Annotated in this window: 20 protein-coding genes; 9 read left to right on the top strand and 11 right to left on the bottom strand. The window is 51.3% G+C overall.

The annotated features are described in order from the left end of the window. Nucleotides 1-38: 38 nt before the first annotated feature. Nucleotides 39-2,237 (bottom strand): fused MFS/spermidine synthase, encoded by a 2,199-nt coding sequence (locus tag HOM51_03045; GenBank protein ID MBT5033477.1) that lies wholly within the window; start codon nt 2,235-2,237, stop codon nt 39-41. Between the two features lie 94 nt (nt 2,238-2,331). Between HOM51_03045 and HOM51_03040 the strand changes: the two genes are divergently transcribed. Next, entirely contained in the window at nt 2,332-2,535 is a 204-nt protein-coding gene (locus tag HOM51_03040; GenBank protein ID MBT5033476.1) for a hypothetical protein, read from the top strand. 37 nt (nt 2,536-2,572) lie between these two features. Here the strand turns inward: HOM51_03040 and HOM51_03035 are convergent, their stop codons facing one another. From HOM51_03035 to HOM51_03010, 6 genes are all read right to left on the bottom strand, one after another. Continuing rightward, the gene (locus HOM51_03035; protein MBT5033475.1) at nt 2,573-3,091 is read right to left on the bottom strand and encodes a hypothetical protein; all 519 of its coding nucleotides are present in this window, start codon (nt 3,089-3,091) and stop codon (nt 2,573-2,575) included. A 188-nt stretch (nt 3,092-3,279) separates the two neighbouring features. Continuing rightward, a complete protein-coding gene (locus HOM51_03030) occupies nt 3,280-3,453 on the bottom strand; it encodes a Flp family type IVb pilin (GenBank protein MBT5033474.1) in 174 nt (57 codons plus the stop codon). Nucleotides 3,454-3,778: 325 nt separating this feature from the next. Next, on the bottom strand, nt 3,779-4,756 hold the full coding sequence (locus tag HOM51_03025) for an aldo/keto reductase (protein MBT5033473.1): 978 nt from the start codon (nt 4,754-4,756) through the stop codon (nt 3,779-3,781). A gap of 4 nt (nt 4,757-4,760) precedes the next feature. Continuing rightward, complete coding sequence (locus HOM51_03020; protein MBT5033472.1) at nt 4,761-6,113, bottom strand: TRAP transporter large permease; 1,353 nt, start codon at nt 6,111-6,113, stop codon at nt 4,761-4,763. A gap of 31 nt (nt 6,114-6,144) precedes the next feature. After that, entirely contained in the window at nt 6,145-6,657 is a 513-nt protein-coding gene (locus HOM51_03015; protein MBT5033471.1) for a TRAP transporter small permease, read from the bottom strand. Nucleotides 6,658-6,821: 164 nt separating this feature from the next. After that, nucleotides 6,822-7,910, bottom strand: coding sequence for a hypothetical protein (locus HOM51_03010; protein MBT5033470.1), 1,089 nt, complete (start codon nt 7,908-7,910; stop codon nt 6,822-6,824). A 207-nt stretch (nt 7,911-8,117) separates the two neighbouring features. Here HOM51_03010 and HOM51_03005 point away from each other — a divergent pair, with 207 nt between their 5' ends. Genes HOM51_03005 through HOM51_02990 form a run of 4 tightly spaced genes read left to right on the top strand, consistent with a single transcriptional unit; the run spans nt 8,118 to nt 11,325 of the window. Further along, entirely contained in the window at nt 8,118-8,777 is a 660-nt protein-coding gene (locus HOM51_03005; GenBank protein ID MBT5033469.1) for a GntR family transcriptional regulator, read from the top strand. 39 nt (nt 8,778-8,816) lie between these two features. Further along, complete coding sequence (locus tag HOM51_03000; protein ID MBT5033468.1) at nt 8,817-9,452, top strand: glutathione S-transferase; 636 nt, start codon at nt 8,817-8,819, stop codon at nt 9,450-9,452. A 5-nt stretch (nt 9,453-9,457) separates the two neighbouring features. Further along, the gene (locus tag HOM51_02995; GenBank protein ID MBT5033467.1) at nt 9,458-10,378 is read left to right on the top strand and encodes a TRAP transporter substrate-binding protein; all 921 of its coding nucleotides are present in this window, start codon (nt 9,458-9,460) and stop codon (nt 10,376-10,378) included. A 50-nt stretch (nt 10,379-10,428) separates the two neighbouring features. Next, nucleotides 10,429-11,325 carry an NAD(P)-dependent oxidoreductase gene (locus tag HOM51_02990; protein MBT5033466.1) on the top strand — a complete coding sequence of 299 codons (897 nt, stop codon included), beginning with the start codon at nt 10,429-10,431 and terminating at the stop codon, nt 11,323-11,325. A 114-nt stretch (nt 11,326-11,439) separates the two neighbouring features. On the opposite strand, the gene HOM51_02985 is transcribed toward HOM51_02990, so the two are convergent. After that, complete coding sequence (locus tag HOM51_02985) at nt 11,440-11,787, bottom strand: RidA family protein (protein MBT5033465.1); 348 nt, start codon at nt 11,785-11,787, stop codon at nt 11,440-11,442. Nucleotides 11,788-11,884: 97 nt separating this feature from the next. On the opposite strand from HOM51_02985, the gene HOM51_02980 reads away from it, so the two are divergent. From HOM51_02980 to HOM51_02970, 3 genes are read left to right on the top strand one after another with little or no spacing between them, the layout of a single operon-like run. Next, a complete protein-coding gene (locus tag HOM51_02980; protein MBT5033464.1) occupies nt 11,885-12,361 on the top strand; it encodes a (2Fe-2S)-binding protein in 477 nt (158 codons plus the stop codon). Then, nucleotides 12,354-14,501: a xanthine dehydrogenase family protein molybdopterin-binding subunit gene (locus HOM51_02975; GenBank protein MBT5033463.1), complete on the top strand. Its 2,148-nt coding sequence runs from the start codon at nt 12,354-12,356 to the stop codon at nt 14,499-14,501. Before HOM51_02980 ends, HOM51_02975 begins: the two co-directional genes overlap by 8 nt. Before the next feature lie 8 nt (nt 14,502-14,509). Next, a complete protein-coding gene (locus tag HOM51_02970; GenBank protein ID MBT5033462.1) occupies nt 14,510-15,118 on the top strand; it encodes a carboxymuconolactone decarboxylase family protein in 609 nt (202 codons plus the stop codon). Nucleotides 15,119-15,368: 250 nt separating this feature from the next. Here the strand turns inward: HOM51_02970 and HOM51_02965 are convergent, their stop codons facing one another. Beyond that, the gene (locus HOM51_02965) at nt 15,369-15,671 is read right to left on the bottom strand and encodes an antibiotic biosynthesis monooxygenase (protein ID MBT5033461.1); all 303 of its coding nucleotides are present in this window, start codon (nt 15,669-15,671) and stop codon (nt 15,369-15,371) included. An 11-nt stretch (nt 15,672-15,682) separates the two neighbouring features. Next, the gene (locus HOM51_02960; GenBank protein ID MBT5033460.1) at nt 15,683-15,982 is read right to left on the bottom strand and encodes an antibiotic biosynthesis monooxygenase; all 300 of its coding nucleotides are present in this window, start codon (nt 15,980-15,982) and stop codon (nt 15,683-15,685) included. A gap of 209 nt (nt 15,983-16,191) precedes the next feature. Between HOM51_02960 and HOM51_02955 the strand changes: the two genes are divergently transcribed. Next, nucleotides 16,192-16,872 (top strand): redoxin domain-containing protein, encoded by a 681-nt coding sequence (locus HOM51_02955; protein MBT5033459.1) that lies wholly within the window; start codon nt 16,192-16,194, stop codon nt 16,870-16,872. Between the two features lie 50 nt (nt 16,873-16,922). On the opposite strand, the gene HOM51_02950 is transcribed toward HOM51_02955, so the two are convergent. Then, nucleotides 16,923-17,897 (bottom strand): aldo/keto reductase, encoded by a 975-nt coding sequence (locus tag HOM51_02950; protein ID MBT5033458.1) that lies wholly within the window; start codon nt 17,895-17,897, stop codon nt 16,923-16,925. Nucleotides 17,898-17,904 lie beyond the last annotated feature (7 nt).

Raw genomic sequence — 17,904 nt, 5'->3', positions numbered from 1 at the left:
GAAATGATATTAGCGACTTAGGGCATAGCTTGCAAAACTCACGGTTTGGATGGGGACTTCAGCCAAACGTCTAAAATGCTGGAATAATCGTCGCTCCAGATACCGATATCGTCTCGACCGCGCAATTTTTGCCATTGAGGTTGGTCGTTGAGGAAGGAGAGATGTTCCTCCGAGCGGCTCAGAATGACCCATCGAGATGGATTGCGGAACCGACGAATGTCTTTTTTCGCCGGGTAATAGAGTTGAAATTTTCCTGCCAGCCCCAGAGCCTCAGCCAAATTTCCCAGCACCGGTGCGATGTTCATATGACGGTTCGAAATATTAAACAGGATTCGGCCCTGCGGCTTGAGCTTCTTGAGGTACAAAGCAAATGCCTCGCGGGTGATCAGGTGTACGGGGATGGCATCCGAACTGAACGCGTCCAAGATCAGCAAGTCGAGTTTTTGATTGGGGACCGATCGCAAAGATATTCTCGCGTCCCCCTGTACGATTTTCGCGTCAGGCGCGCAGTCGGATAGGTAATGGAAGTATCGGGTGTCTTTCGCCAAACGAATAACGATGGGGTCGATTTCGTAGAAAGTCCAGGTTTGTCCAGGGGTGCGGTAACACGCTGCCGCTCCCGCACCTAAGCCCACGACACCGACGGACTTTATCTGGTTTGTGCCAGAGAGTGCTTGAAAAACTTGGCCGAGAGGACCTTCTTTCTGGTAGTAAGCGAGGGGGTCGCGGCGTTTTTCTTTGTCTCTGTATTGGGCACCGTGAAGAGTATTACCGTGATAAAGCAGGGTGAATTTTTCGGTGCTGTCGATGCTCACCCGATTGACGCCGAAGTAACCGCGTTCGGTGACCAGGATGTTGCCAGCCTTGGGCACCATCGCCATCACGGCCAATAACACGCCGATGCTGAGTCCGAATCTAATGGGCCGTAAGCGGCAGGCAAATACAAACGTTATTAGGACAGCCAAATAAACCGCGATGCCAACGGACCCAAATTCGATGGCGTGGAGATCGAAAAGCACCTTGGGCGCGCTGTAGACCGCGAGGATGCCGAGCGGCAACAGAATATCAGGCAGTATGAGCGTCTTGTCTTCTGTCGATAGAATAGGCCGCAGCATGCAGGCGAGCGCCAGGACCAGCGGATACTCCATCACATTGTCGAACAGGACTGGCGCAATCAGGGCATTAAATACACCACCCAGCATCCCACCAAACGAAAGGCACAAATAGAACTGTGTCAATCCTTCGGCGTCTGGCCGCCGCAGGACCAACTCACCATGACAAACCATGGACGTGACGAAAAAAGACACCAGCACCAGCAATAGGTACCAAAGTGAAAATGTCATGTTGGTCCACAACAACACTGCAACCAGAATCATCAGAAAGGGTTGTGCCGTGACCATCCAGGCGTGTTTAAGGATTGGGGTTCGGGCGAAGACGAAAACGAATGTCAGAAGGTAGAGGGTGAGCGGAATGACCCAGAGCAGCGGTGTTGCGGCAATGTCAGTGGAGATATGGGTGGTCACTCCCAACAAGAGACTAGATGGGACAAAGGCCAGAGCAATCCAATGACTTCGACGGCACCACGTAATTTGGGGATCTTGAAGGGTGGTGACGATGGGTGCGGGTTCTGCTCGCCACACGATTGCGGTACACACTGCAATCATTAGGACCAAAAGAACGAAACATCCAGTCCACCCCCCGCTCTGATTTTGGACGCTTAGCACGGGTTCGATGATGGTGGGGTAGGCCAGCAATGCCAGGATGCTGCCCGCATTACCCGCCGCATACAGAAAATAAGGGTCGTCTGCTGCTGCATGGTTGGTGTGGGCGAACCATCGTTGTAGCAAGGGGGCATTCGATGAAATCGCGAAGAATGGCAAACCTGCGGAAACCGCCAGCAATCCGAGCAGCCAGAAGACAGGCGGGTGGGTACCCGGCGTTGTCCAAGTTGCAGAAAGGGTAATCGGCAGGGCTGCGAACGCTGCCAGCATAATCACGATATGCAATCCAATTTGCACCTGGGGTTTCAGGTAACGCACAGATAAATGAGCATAGCCATAGCCCAGCAGCAGCACCGTCTGAAAGAACAGCATTGCCGTATTCCAAACGCTCGGCGAACCACCCAGCAGGGGCAGCGCTAATTTCCCAAATAACGGCTGGACCGCAAACACCAGAAAGGCGCTGGTAAAAATCGTGATCCCATAAATGGGAAGGGCTATACGATGGTTAAGTGGCATGGCGACTCTATACCGGCAATATATTGCTCTGAATTGACGCAAATGGTACTCTAATTCAGCGTTTTTCGAACCAATAGTTTGAAGGAAACAGATTATGGCGGACGAAAATCAAGACACGGATGATGGTGGGTTTTACGTTACCCGTGTTACTGCAGGCGCGATTGCCGGGCTAGTTTTGTTTTTAGGCGTGGTAATTTTAAACCAAAGCAAACAACTCGACGCAGCTCAATACATGATGGAACTGTTGGCTATGAAGCAGCAAAACCTTCAGGCCCAGATTGACGGCAAGAAAAAGTAAGCTGTTATTTAGGCGGCATTAAAGTGTCGTGCCCAGGCTAAAGTGACGCGCCGAGCCCGAGTTTGAAATATAAAAATATAGATGCGGCCCCGATGGCGACGCCATAGGGGAGAGATTGCCCCTGTCCTTCTGCGTCTTTCATCCACGGTAATTCAGCCAAAAATTGGATGGCGGAAAAATATTTTTTTAGGACAACAATTATGATCGCGAGAACCCCACCCATTAAAGTGACAGCAAACAAATAAGCCAGTAGGGATTCCCAGCCAAACCACAGACCCGAGGCGGCAATCAATTTAACGTCGCCACCGCCGATAATTCCTCTCGCAAATAAAAGCGCTCCACCGGCAAACAGAGCGAGTCCAACGCTATAACGTAGCGCGATTTCGGCCCCACCCAACTGCCAAAGATACCCGGCTGGCAGAAACAAAAGCGCCAACGCAATGGCCGTCCAATTGGGAATAATTTGGGTGAGGAAATCAGAGACTGCCGCATAGGTGATAACGGCGACAAAAGAAATTGTAACGAACCAATGCAGGGGGAAAGAAAATAGGTCCACGCCCTTACCGCCTTACAAATATCGCCTACAGATTGCGTAGGCTCAGCACTGCAGACAACAAAAGACGCTCAAATCCCCGGTAACTGGATAAGAGCGACATTAAACGCGAATCCTCAAGAAGGTGGCACCCGCCACCCGCTTGAAAACCCAATCTTTAGGAGGCTGCAAACTTGCGTTTGCGCCCGTCTTTAGAGCTTGTTGGCAACGTTGTTGAACGTGTTACCAAGATCGCTACCGACGAGGCTAACCGCGCCAATAATTACGACGGCGATAAGTGCTGCGATCAAACCATATTCGATTGCGGTTGCACCCTTCTCGTCATTCGAAAGACGTTTGATAAAACGGGTAATTGTTTTTGTCATTTGTTCGCACTCCACTCTTTTACAAAATTGGGTGGGCGAGGCCGTCCCCAAACAGTCACACCGTTAGCTCACAAAAGCCAACGCGTTGACATTGTTACACAATCAGCACGTAAAACCAATTAAAGATATTACGTACGCGAAGTCGCCCCCACTTTTACTTGGCGCAATTTCTCTAACGCCATTGCCGACATTCTAGCTATTTTTGCATTTAAATTCAACTAGATGTCAACTGAGGCAGAGACTAGCAATATTTTACCTATGAAACCATTAATTTTAGCAATTTAATTGTAGCGAAACAGGGCGATAGGTAGACAAGGAACTGTCCCTACATTTTAAAGTTTTCTGCGTAAAGCGGCGCAAGCGCTTGGATCGCTTCGGCTGGAAGGGGGCCCCTATCGGCAGCCTCAACCGCTTCTTCCAGTTGAGCGGTGTCAAATACGCCTACGTTTACGACGTCGATATCCGGGTTTGCGAGGCAGAAGCGAACGGCTGTTTGCGCCCTCGTACCATGGTCATCGCCAAGAATATCGAACACCGCACGGGCGCGACTTTCTTCCGTTGAAATATCGGCATTTTCATATTGTGCGCTCTCACGACCGGTCCGAATATCGGTTGCCAGCACACCAGCGGCAAATACCCGGACAGCCATCACCCCGGTGCCGTGCTTGCGCAAGGCGGCTATCAAGCCGCCAAAGTTCTGCCCCTCCCATGCGGACGGCATGTCTTGTCCTGCACTGGGGTTGAGCATGTTGTAGAAGACTTGCGCGGAATCGAAGGCCCCGCTTTCTGCTAATTTTAGAAGGGCAGGAGACTGACCTTTGGCAGTGAAACCTGTTGCCCGAATTACCCCGGCATCTTTAAGCCGTGCCAACCCTTCAACCACCCCGTTCGGTTTCAGGATTTGATCAGGGGAGATATTTCGCGGACCGGGTTCGTCGCTGATAAAATCATGCATTTGAAAGAGGTCGATCCGGTCTCGCCCCAATCGCTCTAAACTCTCATATAAGCCGCGTTCAATGGCACCAGGGATATCGGAGAGATCATCCGCTTTTATTCCAAATTTGGTCGAAATGATTGGTTCGCTATCCATTTTTGCCAGACATCTGCCGATGTTGGTTTCGGATTTTCCGTCACCGTACTGACGCGCCGTATCGAGCCAATTGAGCCCAAGCTCCATCGTACGGGTGAGCAGCGCCAATTGCGCGTCTGCTTCGCCTTCAACAAAAGTACCGGCACCACGACCCGTACCTAAAATAAGTTTGGAACACCGAAGTTCTGTGCGGCCGTAGTTTGAGTAATTCATTACGCTAAAACAGTAATTTCGGCAGGTAGGTCGCGATTCCTTGGAAATTGATAATCAACACCATGCCGATGAGCATGAGAATCCAGTAAGGCGTAGAGCTTTTAAAGATCGACATGACGTTCAAGTCTGGCTCTTGATCATTAATCGCGGCTTTTACCGTATAAACCAACAACCCAAACGGTGGTGTCAGAAGACCTGCCTCGATTGAGATAATGCCGATAATTGCAAATGCGACCGGGTCATACCCCAGCTTTACGGCGATGGGCGCAAAGATAGCCGCCGTCAGCAACATGATTGAGATCGAGTCGATAATCATGCCCAGCAAAAACCAAATGAGAATCATCACGGCTATGACCATCCAAGAAGCCATGCCTGATTCCAAGAATAGGCTTTCAATCGCATTGGCCAAGCCGGTCATGGCGAGGGTGTTTGAATAAAGCGCCGCCGTCACCAACAGAAGTAAAATAGGTCCCGAAGTCCGCCCGACAGCTAAAATGGAATCGACAATTTCCCGATACCGCATGCCTTTTAAGATACCAAGAATAAGCCCCAGAAAAGCGCCGACACCGGCACCTTCAGTCGGACTAAAGTAGCCAAACCAAATGCCCCCTAGCACCGCGACAACCACGGCAAAAATACCAGCCAGGCTGATTGAGAACTGAGCCAGTGAAACCTCTTCGACGTCACTGGCTGTTTCCTCAACAACGGGCTCAGAACCGGCACCAACGGCTTCCGGTTTGATAAGTGCCATGACAATGACGTAGATGATAAACAGTGACGTGAGCATTAAGCCTGGGAGAACACCGGCGAGAAAAATTCTACCGATAGAGACCTCGGTTAAAATGCCCCAGACAATCATCAGAACACTCGGCGGAATTAGCATGCCGAGACAACTTGAGCCCGCGACAGTTCCAAGCGCAAAGCCCTTATGATAGCCGTGCCGTTTCATTTCAGGATAGGCGATCCGGGAAAAGGTTGCGGCCGAGGCAATGCTGACACCGGTTACGAACGAGAACAACGCGTTGCCCAGAACCGTCGCAATCGCGAGGCGACCGGGAATCTTTTTAAGCATCGCGTTCAAGCCACGATAGACGTCGGTTACGGCACCTGACTTGCCAATAAATTCGCCCATCAACAAGAATAACGGAATAACCGCAAAGACATAATCTCTGATGCCTTCATAGGCCTTCGCCGCCAACATGACTTGAACGGTCCTGAAGGCATTCGCATCACCACCGAGAACAAGAAAAATCCCAAGCGCACTGGTCATCCCAAGGGCGATGGCGATATGGACGCCGATTGCGACCAAGAAGACCAGACAAACAACCAGAAAAGCGGCGATATTAACTTCAAACACGTTTTTATTTCCTATCTATTTTCTGATTGTCTTAGTGCGACGGGGCATTTGGATCGGCTTCAGAATCCAAAAGTTCCGGCTTAAAAATATCGATATACGCCATGACCAAGTAATTCATCAACGCGATGAGGCTACCAAACATAACAGCCCATCTGGCAGGCCAGGCCGGGACGCGAAGCGCACCCTCACCTTCAAATTCGTTTTCGACCCAAGACCGAACGCTCTCTTCCCATCCACCGGTAATGATCATCAGGAAAAATGCGGCTCCTAGAAGATAGCCAATGCACTTAAGGACCCTTTGAACGTTTGCGGGGAACCGGGTTACCAAGAAATCAGCCTTCAACATTGAGCGGCTTCGGATGGCATAACCTGCCTGCAAGAAAACAATGATAACGATTGAGGCGGTCACAATTTCTGCGACACCGTCAAAACGTTCCCGATCAATAATATTGGCCAGAATAAGAAAGGTAAGGCTAAAGGCCGCCGCCGCCGCTATGACCATAAGAAATTTAGAGAGACGATCACTAAAAACGACTAAGTTCATTATCAATGTTCCTTGGTATAAGAGCCATGTTAGGCCCTATCACGCTGATCTAATGCCAAAATTTCTAAATCTAAATGAGCTTAAAAGAAACCACCGGCTAGACACAAATCTGTGAGCATCCAGCCGGTGGGGTTCTTTGCGTTATAAAACGCCTAAGTCGCGTCTTATTTTACGACGTAACGTACGGGCCACTTGTAGCCTTCTTTTTCTGCAGCTTTAAGAGTTGCATTCAAGATTTTGACTGCTGGAAGACCTTCTTTTTCCAGCGCATCAGCATGCTTTTGGGGCCAATGAGCTAGTTTTTGTGCCCACTTCAACCGAACACTTGCGGGCAAATCTTTGACCGTGATGTTCTTGCGAAGCCAAGCCATGTCTTTCTTGTAACCAGCTTTGTTACCAGTGCCGGTCAACGCTTCGTAACGAGCAGCAACTTCCTTGAAGATAGGTTTCGCATCTGCAGGAAGGGAAGCCCAATACCGGTTGTTAACGTTAAGCGCATGCCACGTGATCGAACCGAAGCCGATGGTGGTGTAGTATTTACCAACTTCGTGAAGTTTGAAAACGGGACCCCATGCGCTTGGGAACATGATGCCACCTTCGGCAACACCGTTTTGAATCTTCTTATACCAACCTGGCAGACCGTCTGTGACGGCAATGATGCCGATCCCGGCTTGCTTCATCCAGTTCAGGTTGAGGCCAGCACCAAGGATTTTGTGCCCTTTAAGATCCGCAACTTTATTCCAGTCGAAGTTGGTGCCGAGGTTATAACCGCCGTCACCGATACGCGCGAGCATGGTTTGCTTGAACTTTTGGAAGCGCTTTTCGAGGCTTGGGAATTGCTTATAAACGCTGGCAGCAATCGCGACGCTTTTGACCGGGTCCATGGTGCCGAAAGGCAGCATGATTTGGAAGGCGTGCATTTTCAGTTTCGATGCTTCGAAGCAGAAGCAGAAACCGCCGATATCCAGGATACCATTTTCAATGCCTTCAAACACGTCGAACACTTTAACAAGCGAACCACTGTAAGCTTCGATAAATTTGATTTTATGCTTGGTTTTTGATTCAATCGCTTTCTTCAGCTCAGGCTGGAAAAAGTTTTTCATCAAACCGGCATAAACGACCGTCGGCGGATGGCCGGAGCCGATGCGCACTGTGATGGTCTTCGCATCAACCGGTGTGCTGGCAGCCATGGCGATACCCACCGCCATGCCGGTCGCCGATAGACCCAGCGTTAGTTTCTTGAATAGGTTCATTGTAACTCCTCCCTATTGGAATATTTAGGCTTTAGACTCGGAATTGATATTTCAGCCATTTGATTTTGCAGGTTCTAGCATACCTGACCGTTCGCGACGAGTCTAAAAGATTTAGCCTTATTAGGTAAGCAAAAGCCGGTTGTTGCGGCAACAATGAGTCTCTATAACAAGCTCAGTGATATTTCAGAGGGCGCCCTGAGAAAAAACATGGGAAATGAAAGACGGCTAATGCGGGATGGCGTCTACGCCAGGATTCGCGACGAAATCCTGGCATGCGTTCTCCAGCCTGGATCAAGAATTTACGAAAATGATCTTGCCAAACGGTATCAGGTCTCAAAATCCCCTGTGCGGGATGCACTGCTACGCTTGCAGGAAAAGGATTTGATCGAAGTTTTACCGCGCAAGGGCTACCGGGTGCGGCCTATTTCTGTGTCCGATGCGCGTGAACTCTATGAAATGCGGCTGCTGCTGGAACGGGCAAGCACGGAATATGCAGCTGAACATGCAACCGAAGATGAACTAGCTTCGCTAGACCGATTCCGCACGGCCGATGAAAATATGACTTTATTGTCTTGGGTGAAATACAACAGTGAATTTCATCGCTCAATCGCAGCGATTGCGCATAATTCGCGACTTGTGCGGGCGACCCAGGAAGTCATAGACCAATTCGACCGCTTAACTTTTGTCAGTGTTTCCAGTGCCGAATTCGATATTACCAAAGGAAAATTCGCAGGTGAACATGGCGACATCATTGATGCGGTCCAGACCCGGAATAAGCGCCGCGCCGGCAGTCTGGTTTCGAAACACATTAAGAATTCTCAAAAACGTCTGATGGCGGCATTTGACGATTTGCCAATCACGCCTTAGACAACCACAACTTTTTTCACTCACAAGGAAGTACCAAGAATGATCGATTTATATACCTGGACCACACCGAACGGACGTAAGGTCACCATTATGTTGGAGGAACTGGGCATTCCCTACACCCTCCATGAGGTCAACATCGGTAAGGGCGAACAGCGCGAGCCGGACTTTTTAAAGATTTCTCCGAACGCCAAAATCCCCGCCATCGTCGATCAGGAAACCGGCATTTCCATGATGGAATCTGGCGCCATCCTGCAATACCTTGCAGAAAAGACTGGCAAGTTTTTGCCGACTGATCCGACAAAGCGTTGGGCGACCATCGAGTGGCTGAACTGGCAGATGGGTGGGATCGGACCGATGCTGGGCCAAATTCATCACTTCAATTTTTACAACCAAGGCAAATCGGAATACGCTGAGGAACGTTATCTTAATGAGGGGAAGCGGCTGTATGACGTTCTCAACAGACGCCTCGCCGATAACGATTTTGTCGCTTGTGATGAATATACCATTGCCGATATGGCGACCTATCCGTGGATTGCGCGCTATGACCGCCAGGGTATCGATGTTGCCGATTATGAAAATATCTTGCGTTGGTATTTGAACGTCACGGCCCGTCCGGCGGTGCAAAAGGGCTATAACATACCGGCTTCCGACCAAAAAATTCCAATGCCGGAATAACGACCATGGCAGAACTGACCATCAACATGGGTGGCTATCAGCCGCCAACGTCTGTCCACAACCGAGCCGCTGAGGTCTTTGGCAAAGAGCTAAAGACCCGGCTTGATGACCGGGTCGAATTTAATCTGGATGGCAACATGCCGGGTTCAACCGGCTGCCGTGCCGATGATCTGCCGAAGATGGTCGATAAGGGCGATCTGACCATGTGTTACTTCGCTTCAAGCTATTTGACGGAGAACGTTCCAGAAATGGGGATCTTCGATCTGCCCTTCGTCGTCGATAGCCGGGAAAAGGCTTATGCTGCACTTGATGGAGAACTCGGTGATCTCCTCAAGAAAAAATATCTGGAGACGACGGGCTGGCGGGTGCTCGGGTTTTGGGACAATGGCTTTAGGCATTTTACAAATTCAAAACGGGCCATGCGCACACCCAGCGATTGCGAGGGGATGAGCGTCCGGTCCATGAACAGTGAACTGCACCAGGAATTCTTCCGTCTGTTGGGCATGGACCCTATGTATGTGGATGTCAGTGACTTGGTCGAGGCTGCTAAAACCGGCAAGCTGGACGCGCAGGAAAACCCACTGACCAACACCTATCGCTTTGGGACCCATAAGTATCACCGTCACATCACACTGACGGGACATTTCTTTGGGGCAAGCTTGGTTCTTGTTAACAATGACACCTACGAGAGCTGGCCGGAAGACGTGCAACAAGCGGTTCAGGACTCGGTCAAAATCGCGACCGAAGCACAGCGGGGATTTGCCCAAGCGGAAGACGAGGAAATTCTGTCCGTCCTCGACCCCGCCGAAAACGACGTGGTTGACCTCAGCGATGAAGAACGCGCCGAATTCAAGAAGGCGGTTGGGCCCTTGCTTGCCAAACAGCGTGAAAAGCTGGGCGACGATATTTTTAAAATGGTTGAATAACCTAGTGTGGTGAAATTCAGTTCCACCACACTTGAATTGGGAGAAACATCATGAGTTTAAAAGTAGGCCTTATCGGCCTTGGCCCCATGGGCGGAAACATTGCCGGCAATTTGCTGAAGAAGCAGTTCGCGGTTGCCGGGTACGATCTCATTCAGGCGAACATTGATGCGCTGAATGATTTAGGTCTCGATGCAAGTTCTTCTGTCGCTGAAGTCGCAGAAAAAGCCGATGTGCTGATTTCATCGTTGCCGAGCTATGGTGCGCTGCAATCGGTGATTTCTGATCTGAAGGCTGTGTCTAAGCCGGGCCAAGTTTTGATCGAATGCTCGACCCTGCAAGTCGATCAAAAGATCGAAGCAGCCGGGATGCTAAAAGATGACGGACGGGTGATGCTCGACAGCCCGATTAGCGCAACTCCCGCGATGTTGGCCAAGGGCATGGCATCCATCCACATCAGCGGTGAAAAAGATGCTTTTGAAAAATGTCTCGAGATTTTCGAAGGGTTCACTGCCAGTAATTTCTATGTCGGCGAAGTCGGCAACGGATCGCGGATGAAAATCCTCGCCAACTATTTAGTACATGTCCATACCACGGCGGCAGCGGAAGCCATTGTGTTGGGGCAGAAGGCAGGGCTTGACCCACACATGATCCAAGAAGTCCTCAGCGCCAGTGCCGGAACCTCCAAGATGATGGAAATTCGCGGTAAGTTCATGGCCGATTCCGACTACCGTGAAGGCGGCGGCACGATGTTCGCGATCTTTGAAAAAGACGCCAGCATCATCACCGAATTTGCCGCCCAAGTTCACGCGCCGATTGATCTGTATGTTTCTGCCCGTCAGAAGTTGAACTCGACAATCGCGTTAGGCTATGGCCACTTGGATACGTCTGCAGTCTGCAAGGGCATCGAAGTCGCTGTCGGGATTGACCGCGATATTGTTGAGGACTAGTCCCTTATAGCCCTGTGGTTCGAGACGCGCTCTTGCGAGCGCTCCTCACCATGAAGGAATATTAAAACTCTTCATCCTGAGGAGGCTGCGAAGCAGCCGTCTCGAAGGACGCCTTTAAACCGCCGCCTGGACCATAATCTCGACCAGCTTGCCGGGTGTGCCGAGGACTGTTCCCACGGTCGCCCTAGCAGGCGGGTTGTCCAAATCGATCCAATCCATCCAGCACGCATTCATTTCTGCCTTAACCGACATGTCGGAAAGATAGACCATTGATGACAGCAGCTTGGATTTGTCTGTACCTGCTGCGGCTAAGGTTTCATCGATGGCGCTAAGCACCTGGGCCATCTGGCCTTTGATGTCCTGCGTGTCGTCGTCTGCGGTCATTCCCGCCAAATAGGCGATGCCGTTATGAACGACAGCCTTGCTGAGATGGCCTCTGCTGTTAATGCGTTGAATGGTCATTTTGTCCTCCCAAAGATACGAATTTTTTGATTGGCGGAATTGACGTCTGAGAGCTAGGCGTCAATACTTCCGCGCAAACAATTTATGCAGGGAAATCATGACGACAATCACACTGCGCGTAAATGGGGTATCTCATACAGTTGAGAGCGATCCCGCGACGCCTCTTATATTTATCCTTCGGAACAATCTCGGCCTCACCGGATCGAAACTTGGCTGCGGCCTCGAAACCTGTGGCGCTTGTGCCGTGCTGGTCGATGGTGAGCCTGAACTCAGCTGCGTCCGCGCAGTCTCTGAATTCGAAGGCCACGACATCACCACTGTCGAAGGCCTGATGGAAGATGGCAAACTCAGCACCGTTCAAGATGCTTTTGTGACCGATGGCGCAGCCCAATGTGGCTATTGCATTCCGGGCATTGTTGTCGCAACAACGGGATTATTTAAAAAGAATTCAGCCCCGGATGATGCGGCGATTACCGAAGCCCTTGAAAAGCATCTCTGCCGCTGTGGGTCGCACGCCAATGTCTTGAAGGCGGTCAAGCGCATCGCGGCGGATGGAGGGTTGAACAATGGCTAGTCCTTCGCTTGAGAAGAGCCCCAACGTTGATGATTGGGTTTCAGTTGAGAAAGATGGATCGATCACGGTACAGACCGGCAAGGTTGACATTGGTCAGCGGGTATCGACAGCCTTGGCCATGGTCGCGGCTGAGGAATTAGATGTTGAGTATGACCGGGTCCAAATCGTGCGGACGCAGACAACAGGCTCGCCAGATGAAGGCGTGACCGCTGGCAGTGGTTCGATGGAGCAGTCCGCAACTGCAATTCGGGAGGCGACAGCTACCGCGCGCCACCACATGTTAGGGCTGGCGGCGGATGAGTTTGAAGTCGATGCAAGCTCCTTAGACGTCGAAGATGGTTTAATCACGTCGCGAGATACAAATAGCACCACCACCTATGGCGATTTGATGGGCGGGAAGTCCTTCAACATACCGGTGGATGTGGAGGTTAAAATCAAGGACCCCGGCGACTACAAAATCGTCGGCACCGACGTTGTCCCTCGCGGACTCGAAGACATTGTTAGCGGCAAGTTCAAGTATGTTCATGATATGAACATAGAGGGAATGTTGCATGCTCGGGTTGTGCGTCCACCGCATTATCATGCGACGCTCAGGTCCATAGACGAGGGCCGTGTCGAGCGCCTTAAGGAGACGGGTGTTGAAGTCGTCGTCGAAGGCAGCTTTGTCGCTGTTGCCCATGCTGATGAATTCCAAGCGGTCAAAGCGGCGGAACGTATAAATGCCGCCATCGAATGGGACTTAGGGAGCGGCTTGCCGGTGAAAGACCTTTATGAGTCGCTGACATCGAACCCCAAGGTAAGTCATTTGCTGATCGATGGCGTTCCAGGTGACGACCCTATCCCTGACCTTGGCGATCCCCCAGCTGAAGCAACGGCGACCCTGAGTGCGCGTTTCGAAAAACCTTATTTCATGCACGGCAGCATCGGACCCTCGGCGGCGATGGCGGTTCTGGACAGCGGCAAGTTGAAGATGTGGTCCCATAGCCAAGGTGTTTACACCCTAAGAGATGCCACCGCTGAAGCACTTGGCATGGACGTGGATGATGTTGTGATTGAGCATGTGCCAGGAGCCGGATGTTACGGTCACAATGGCGCAGACGATGTTGGCTTTGATGCGGCTTTGATCGCGACGAAAATTCCAGGGAAGCCGATCCTTCTAAAATGGAGCCGCGAAGATGAACACGCGTGGGAGCCTTATAACTCCGCCATGGTTATGGACCTTCGCGGCAGCTTGGACGGCGATGGGAATATTGTCGAATGGTCGCACGATACCTACAGCGACACCCATAACATGCGGCCCCGAGGCGGCTCACCTGGGGTTGGACCTGGAAAGCTAATTGGCGCGCAATATATGGACCCGCCCGTTCCGGCTGTGCCGTCTCAATTGAGCTTCGGTCCGCACAACGGTAAGTATCGAAACCAAGACCCCCTGTATACCTTCCCCAACCGGCGGATCGTTAAGCATATGGTGGAAGGGTTGCCGCTGCGTTGTTCCGCACTTCGGGGTTTGGGGGCGTCAGGCAACGTGTTTGCGCTTGAATGCTTTGTCGATGAAATGGCGGAAGAAGCGGGTGTGGACGCGGTTGAATTCCGTCTCCGGAACCTTACGAACGACAGGGCCAAGGCTGTCATTAAAGCAGCAGCAGAAAAATTTGGCTGGCCGAGTGCGGAGAAACCCGGCTTTGGCAGCGGCATTGCGTTTGCGCAATATAAGAACGTCAAATCCTACGCCGCCGTTGCGATTGAGGTCGAAGTGACAGAGGACGCTGAGATTAAGCTCCACCGTGCCGTGATTGCGGCAGATGCGGGCCATTGTATTGACCCCAATGGACTGGCCATGCAGCTTGAAGGTGGCTTGATCCAGGCCGCCAGCTGGACTCTTTATGAAGAAGTCACCTACGACGCGGGGGGTGTAACCAGCCGTGATTGGGACGACTATCCGATCCTTCGGTTCGGCAATGTCCCCGAAATCGAGACCGTTCTTGTGGAACGTCCGGGCGATCCGTTCTTGGGGGCAGGGGAAGCAACCTCCGGCCCGACAATCGCGGCGATCGCCAACGCGGTTTATAACGCCACCGGTCTCCGGCTTCGGCGTCTACCGCTGACTGCTGATGCCATTAAAAAAGCAGCTTTGGAATAGGAAGAAAAATGAGCCGAGCGCCAGAACTTGATTACGAAAAAATGTCTGATGAGCAAAAACGGGTGTATGACGAAATCGCGTCCGGCCCCAGGGGCGGCGTGCGCGGACCGCTGGGGGTGTGGCTGACACGCCCCGGCCTCGCAGACCGGGCGCAGAATTTAGGTGCCTATTGCCGCTATGATTCGTTGTTGCCGCCAAAACTGTCTGAATTGGCAATTATTGCGACAGCACGGCTTTGGGGCTCCGCCTACGAATGGTTCGCCCACAGCAAGATCGCGTTAGAAGCAGGCGTGGCGCCAGAAATCGTTGAAGCCATGCGCCTTGGCATTATTCCTGAGTTCGACGACCCCGACCAAGCTATCGTCTTCGAAGTTGCCGTTGCCTTGCATGTGGATCGCAAGATTTCGGATGACCTGTTTGATCGAGCGGTTGCTCAGCTGGGCAAAGACACAGTCGTCGATCTCGTTGGAATTTTAGGGTACTACACCCTGATCTCCATGACCCTGAATGTGTTCGAAGTCCCGCTCGTAAATGCCGACGGCGCAGACGAAATTCGCCTGATGCCTGAATTAGCCGAAGGGACGTTGGTGTTTGGGCGTAATACCAAGTCTCCCTAATTAAGATCCATAGAGATCGCAAATACGGCCTGTCGGGTAGGAGAAATGCCGAAGGCGATGTCCTGCATCGGCAAGACTTTTCGACGCCCTCCGACGGGCTGTATTTGCGACCGAAACGGCAGCTTCACAAGACTTTCGGACAGCGTCGCGCCCGTCTCGCGATGCCGAGCATCGCCACAACAAGCGCTCCTTGCCGAAAATCATGTGAAGCCGTCTCTATGGGTCTTAATTAGGGAAACTTGGTATTAGCTTACCCACTAATCATTTCACACCGCATCGGGATACGTTCGGTTTTATCGCCCATCTCTTTTAGCTTCGCGTTGAAGGCGATTGAGTGCTCAGTTGTGAGGTGATATTCGAAAGAGGCCAAGTCTTTATAAGTCTCATAGAAGATGAAGGCGTTTTCGTCGTCTTGGCGTCGCACGACGTCGAATTGATAGCAGTTTTCTTCTTCCGCCACGGAGATTTCTGCATTGGCCATCATGAGGGATCTGATCTCTTCCAGATGCCCGGGCTTCGCCTTAAACAGAACAACAACTACAAATTTTGCCATTTGAGAAATTCCTATTCACTTATCTGGTCGCAGAAGATCGGTTCACGTTCGGTATTGTCGCCCAGTTCCGTGACCTTGGCGATGAAGGCTTTGAAGTGGTCAGTTTCGCGGTGCGTGTCCAAGGAAGCTCTGTCCTTATAGACTTCATAGAAAATAAACGCGTGGTCGTCGTCTTGGCGTTGGACGACGTCGAACTGATAGCAGGTTTCTTCTTTTACAGATGCTGCCGCGTTGGCCAGCATGACGGGCTTGATCTCATCCAGATAGCCGGGTTTGACCTTGAACAGGACGACGTTTACAAAATTTGCCATTATGTCTTCTCCCCATGGGCAGTTGATTGCTGTTGGCCTTTTGTAAAAACAAGTCGCCCCCAGGTCAAAGCACAAATATCTGATGCCGGATTTGAAAGCATTGTTTCTCGCTTCAATTCCTCGTGTTCTCAGGGCTTGAGAGCTTGCGATGCTTTGGTCCGACAGGTATTTTTTCGCATACTGATTCCAATGCTAAGAGGTGCGTGACTGTGGTCGATTATAACTACCGGAATTTCAGAACGTCGAATTACGACTACATGGCGTTTCCTGGCCCTAAGGCGGGTGATGATATGCTCGATTTCTCTTTGACGTCGCTGGATGGTAAGGAAATCAAGCTCTCTGATTATAAGGGCAAGTGGGTGGTGATTGAGACCGCGAGCCTAACCTGCCCGATGTACGTCAAAAATGTGAACCCGATCAAAAAAGTAATTCAGAAATTTCCGGATGTTGAATTTCTGGTGGTCTACGTCCGCGAAGCCCATCCGGGTTCTCGTGTTGGACCCCACGAAACTTTAGACGATAAAATTGCCCTGGCGGATCGGATGAAGAATGAAACCGGCGAAGTCCGGAATATGGCTGTCGACAACCTGGATGGAGAGATGCACAAGGCCTACGGCTCATTCCCAAACATGGTCTATGTGGTCAACCCGGACGGCAAGGTGATCTATCGCTGCGACTGGTCCTATGCCCATTTGATCGAAGGTGTCTTGAAAGAACGTGACAAGTTGCACACCAATGAGCGTAAAAAGATCATCACCGCTTGGCCGTGGATTATGATCCCGGTCATTCTTAAGGGCGGCTGGGACGCGTTGTTCGATCAGTGCAAGGCACTGCCATTAATCGTCTGGGGCCACTTGAAGCTCGACATCGCGGAACTGTTCAAAAAATAAAGCCCACCCAGGTTTCCCTGAGTGGGCTCCCAATTACGTATATGCCGACGTTACTTAATCAGATGGGCAAACTGCTTGTCTGGATAACGCTGACCCGCCGTGACGCCAGGAACGAAGACACCTTCCAGGGCAGCGCATTCATCGCTGCTGAGGCTGATGTCGGCGGCGGCGAGGTTGTCGCGCAACCATTTCCGCTTTTTGGTACCAGGGATCGGCAAAATGTCTTCGCCCTGATGCAAGACCCACGCAATGGCAATCTGAGCAGGCGTGCAGCTTTTGGCCGAGGCGATATCATTTATCGCATCCAATAGCTTTTTATTGGCGGACATGTTCTCTGGATGGAAACGCGGGTGATCATGACGGCGGTCGCCTTCTGGTAAATCCTCAGGCGTGACGAATTGAGAGGATAAATACCCCCGACCAAGCGGCGCATAGGCAACGTAGCTAATGCCCAGTTCCCGCGTGGTTGGCAGGTATTCGGTTTCCGCTTCCCGGGTCCAGAGTGAATATTCTGTCTGCAATGCTGAAATCGGATGAACGGCGTGCGCGCGTCTGAGGGTGTCCATGGCGGCTTCCGATAGGCCAAGATAGCGAATTTTCCCCTGCTCTTTCAATTTCACCATAGCGCCCACTGTGTCTTCAATGGGAACGTTGGGATCAATGCGGTGAATGAAATAAAGATCAATTACATCTGTTTGCAGACGCGCCAAACTTTTTTCGCAAGCCTCGGCCACGTGTTCGGGTGTGCCGAGTACGCCCTTCGGCCCCATATTTCCGAACTTAGTAATTAAGAAGGCTTTTTCGCGATAGCCGTCTTTAAAGGCCTTGGCCAAAAGCTCTTCGTTATGGCCAGAACCATAGGCATCAGAGCTATCAATCAAATCGCAGCCGTTGTCCAATGCCTCGCGAACCGTTGCGATAGATTCTGGATCATCCGGCGTGCCATAGGCTGTCGACATGCCCATGCAGCCGAGTCCAAGTTCACCGACTTCTACATCACTATGTCCGAGTTTACGTTTTTTCACGGTTTCT

This window comes from Rhodospirillaceae bacterium (genome assembly GCA_018660465.1).
Taxonomy (GTDB): domain Bacteria; phylum Pseudomonadota; class Alphaproteobacteria; order Rhodospirillales; family JABJKH01; genus JABJKH01.
This window is presented reverse-complemented; position numbering and strand designations above follow the sequence as displayed.

Excerpts from the sequence above, each read along its gene's own strand:
- HOM51_02985 (MBT5033465.1), bottom strand. The coding sequence starts at position 11,787 with ATGACCATTCAACGCATTAACAGCAGAGGCCATCTCAGCAAGGCTGTC.
- HOM51_03045 (MBT5033477.1), bottom strand. The coding sequence starts at position 2,237 with ATGCCACTTAACCATCGTATAGCCCTTCCCATTTATGGGATCACGATT.
- HOM51_03010 (MBT5033470.1), bottom strand. The coding sequence starts at position 7,910 with ATGAACCTATTCAAGAAACTAACGCTGGGTCTATCGGCGACCGGCATG.
- HOM51_02980 (MBT5033464.1), top strand. The coding sequence starts at position 11,885 with ATGACGACAATCACACTGCGCGTAAATGGGGTATCTCATACAGTTGAG.
- HOM51_02960 (MBT5033460.1), bottom strand. The coding sequence starts at position 15,982 with ATGGCAAATTTTGTAAACGTCGTCCTGTTCAAGGTCAAACCCGGCTAT.
- HOM51_03015 (MBT5033471.1), bottom strand. The coding sequence starts at position 6,657 with ATGAACTTAGTCGTTTTTAGTGATCGTCTCTCTAAATTTCTTATGGTC.
- HOM51_03005 (MBT5033469.1), top strand. The coding sequence starts at position 8,118 with ATGGGAAATGAAAGACGGCTAATGCGGGATGGCGTCTACGCCAGGATT.
- HOM51_02970 (MBT5033462.1), top strand. The coding sequence starts at position 14,510 with ATGAGCCGAGCGCCAGAACTTGATTACGAAAAAATGTCTGATGAGCAA.
- HOM51_03030 (MBT5033474.1), bottom strand. The coding sequence starts at position 3,453 with ATGACAAAAACAATTACCCGTTTTATCAAACGTCTTTCGAATGACGAG.
- HOM51_03000 (MBT5033468.1), top strand. The coding sequence starts at position 8,817 with ATGATCGATTTATATACCTGGACCACACCGAACGGACGTAAGGTCACC.
- HOM51_03040 (MBT5033476.1), top strand. The coding sequence starts at position 2,332 with ATGGCGGACGAAAATCAAGACACGGATGATGGTGGGTTTTACGTTACC.
- HOM51_02990 (MBT5033466.1), top strand. The coding sequence starts at position 10,429 with ATGAGTTTAAAAGTAGGCCTTATCGGCCTTGGCCCCATGGGCGGAAAC.
- HOM51_02975 (MBT5033463.1), top strand. The coding sequence starts at position 12,354 with ATGGCTAGTCCTTCGCTTGAGAAGAGCCCCAACGTTGATGATTGGGTT.
- HOM51_02965 (MBT5033461.1), bottom strand. The coding sequence starts at position 15,671 with ATGGCAAAATTTGTAGTTGTTGTTCTGTTTAAGGCGAAGCCCGGGCAT.
- HOM51_02995 (MBT5033467.1), top strand. The coding sequence starts at position 9,458 with ATGGCAGAACTGACCATCAACATGGGTGGCTATCAGCCGCCAACGTCT.
- HOM51_03025 (MBT5033473.1), bottom strand. The coding sequence starts at position 4,756 with ATGAATTACTCAAACTACGGCCGCACAGAACTTCGGTGTTCCAAACTT.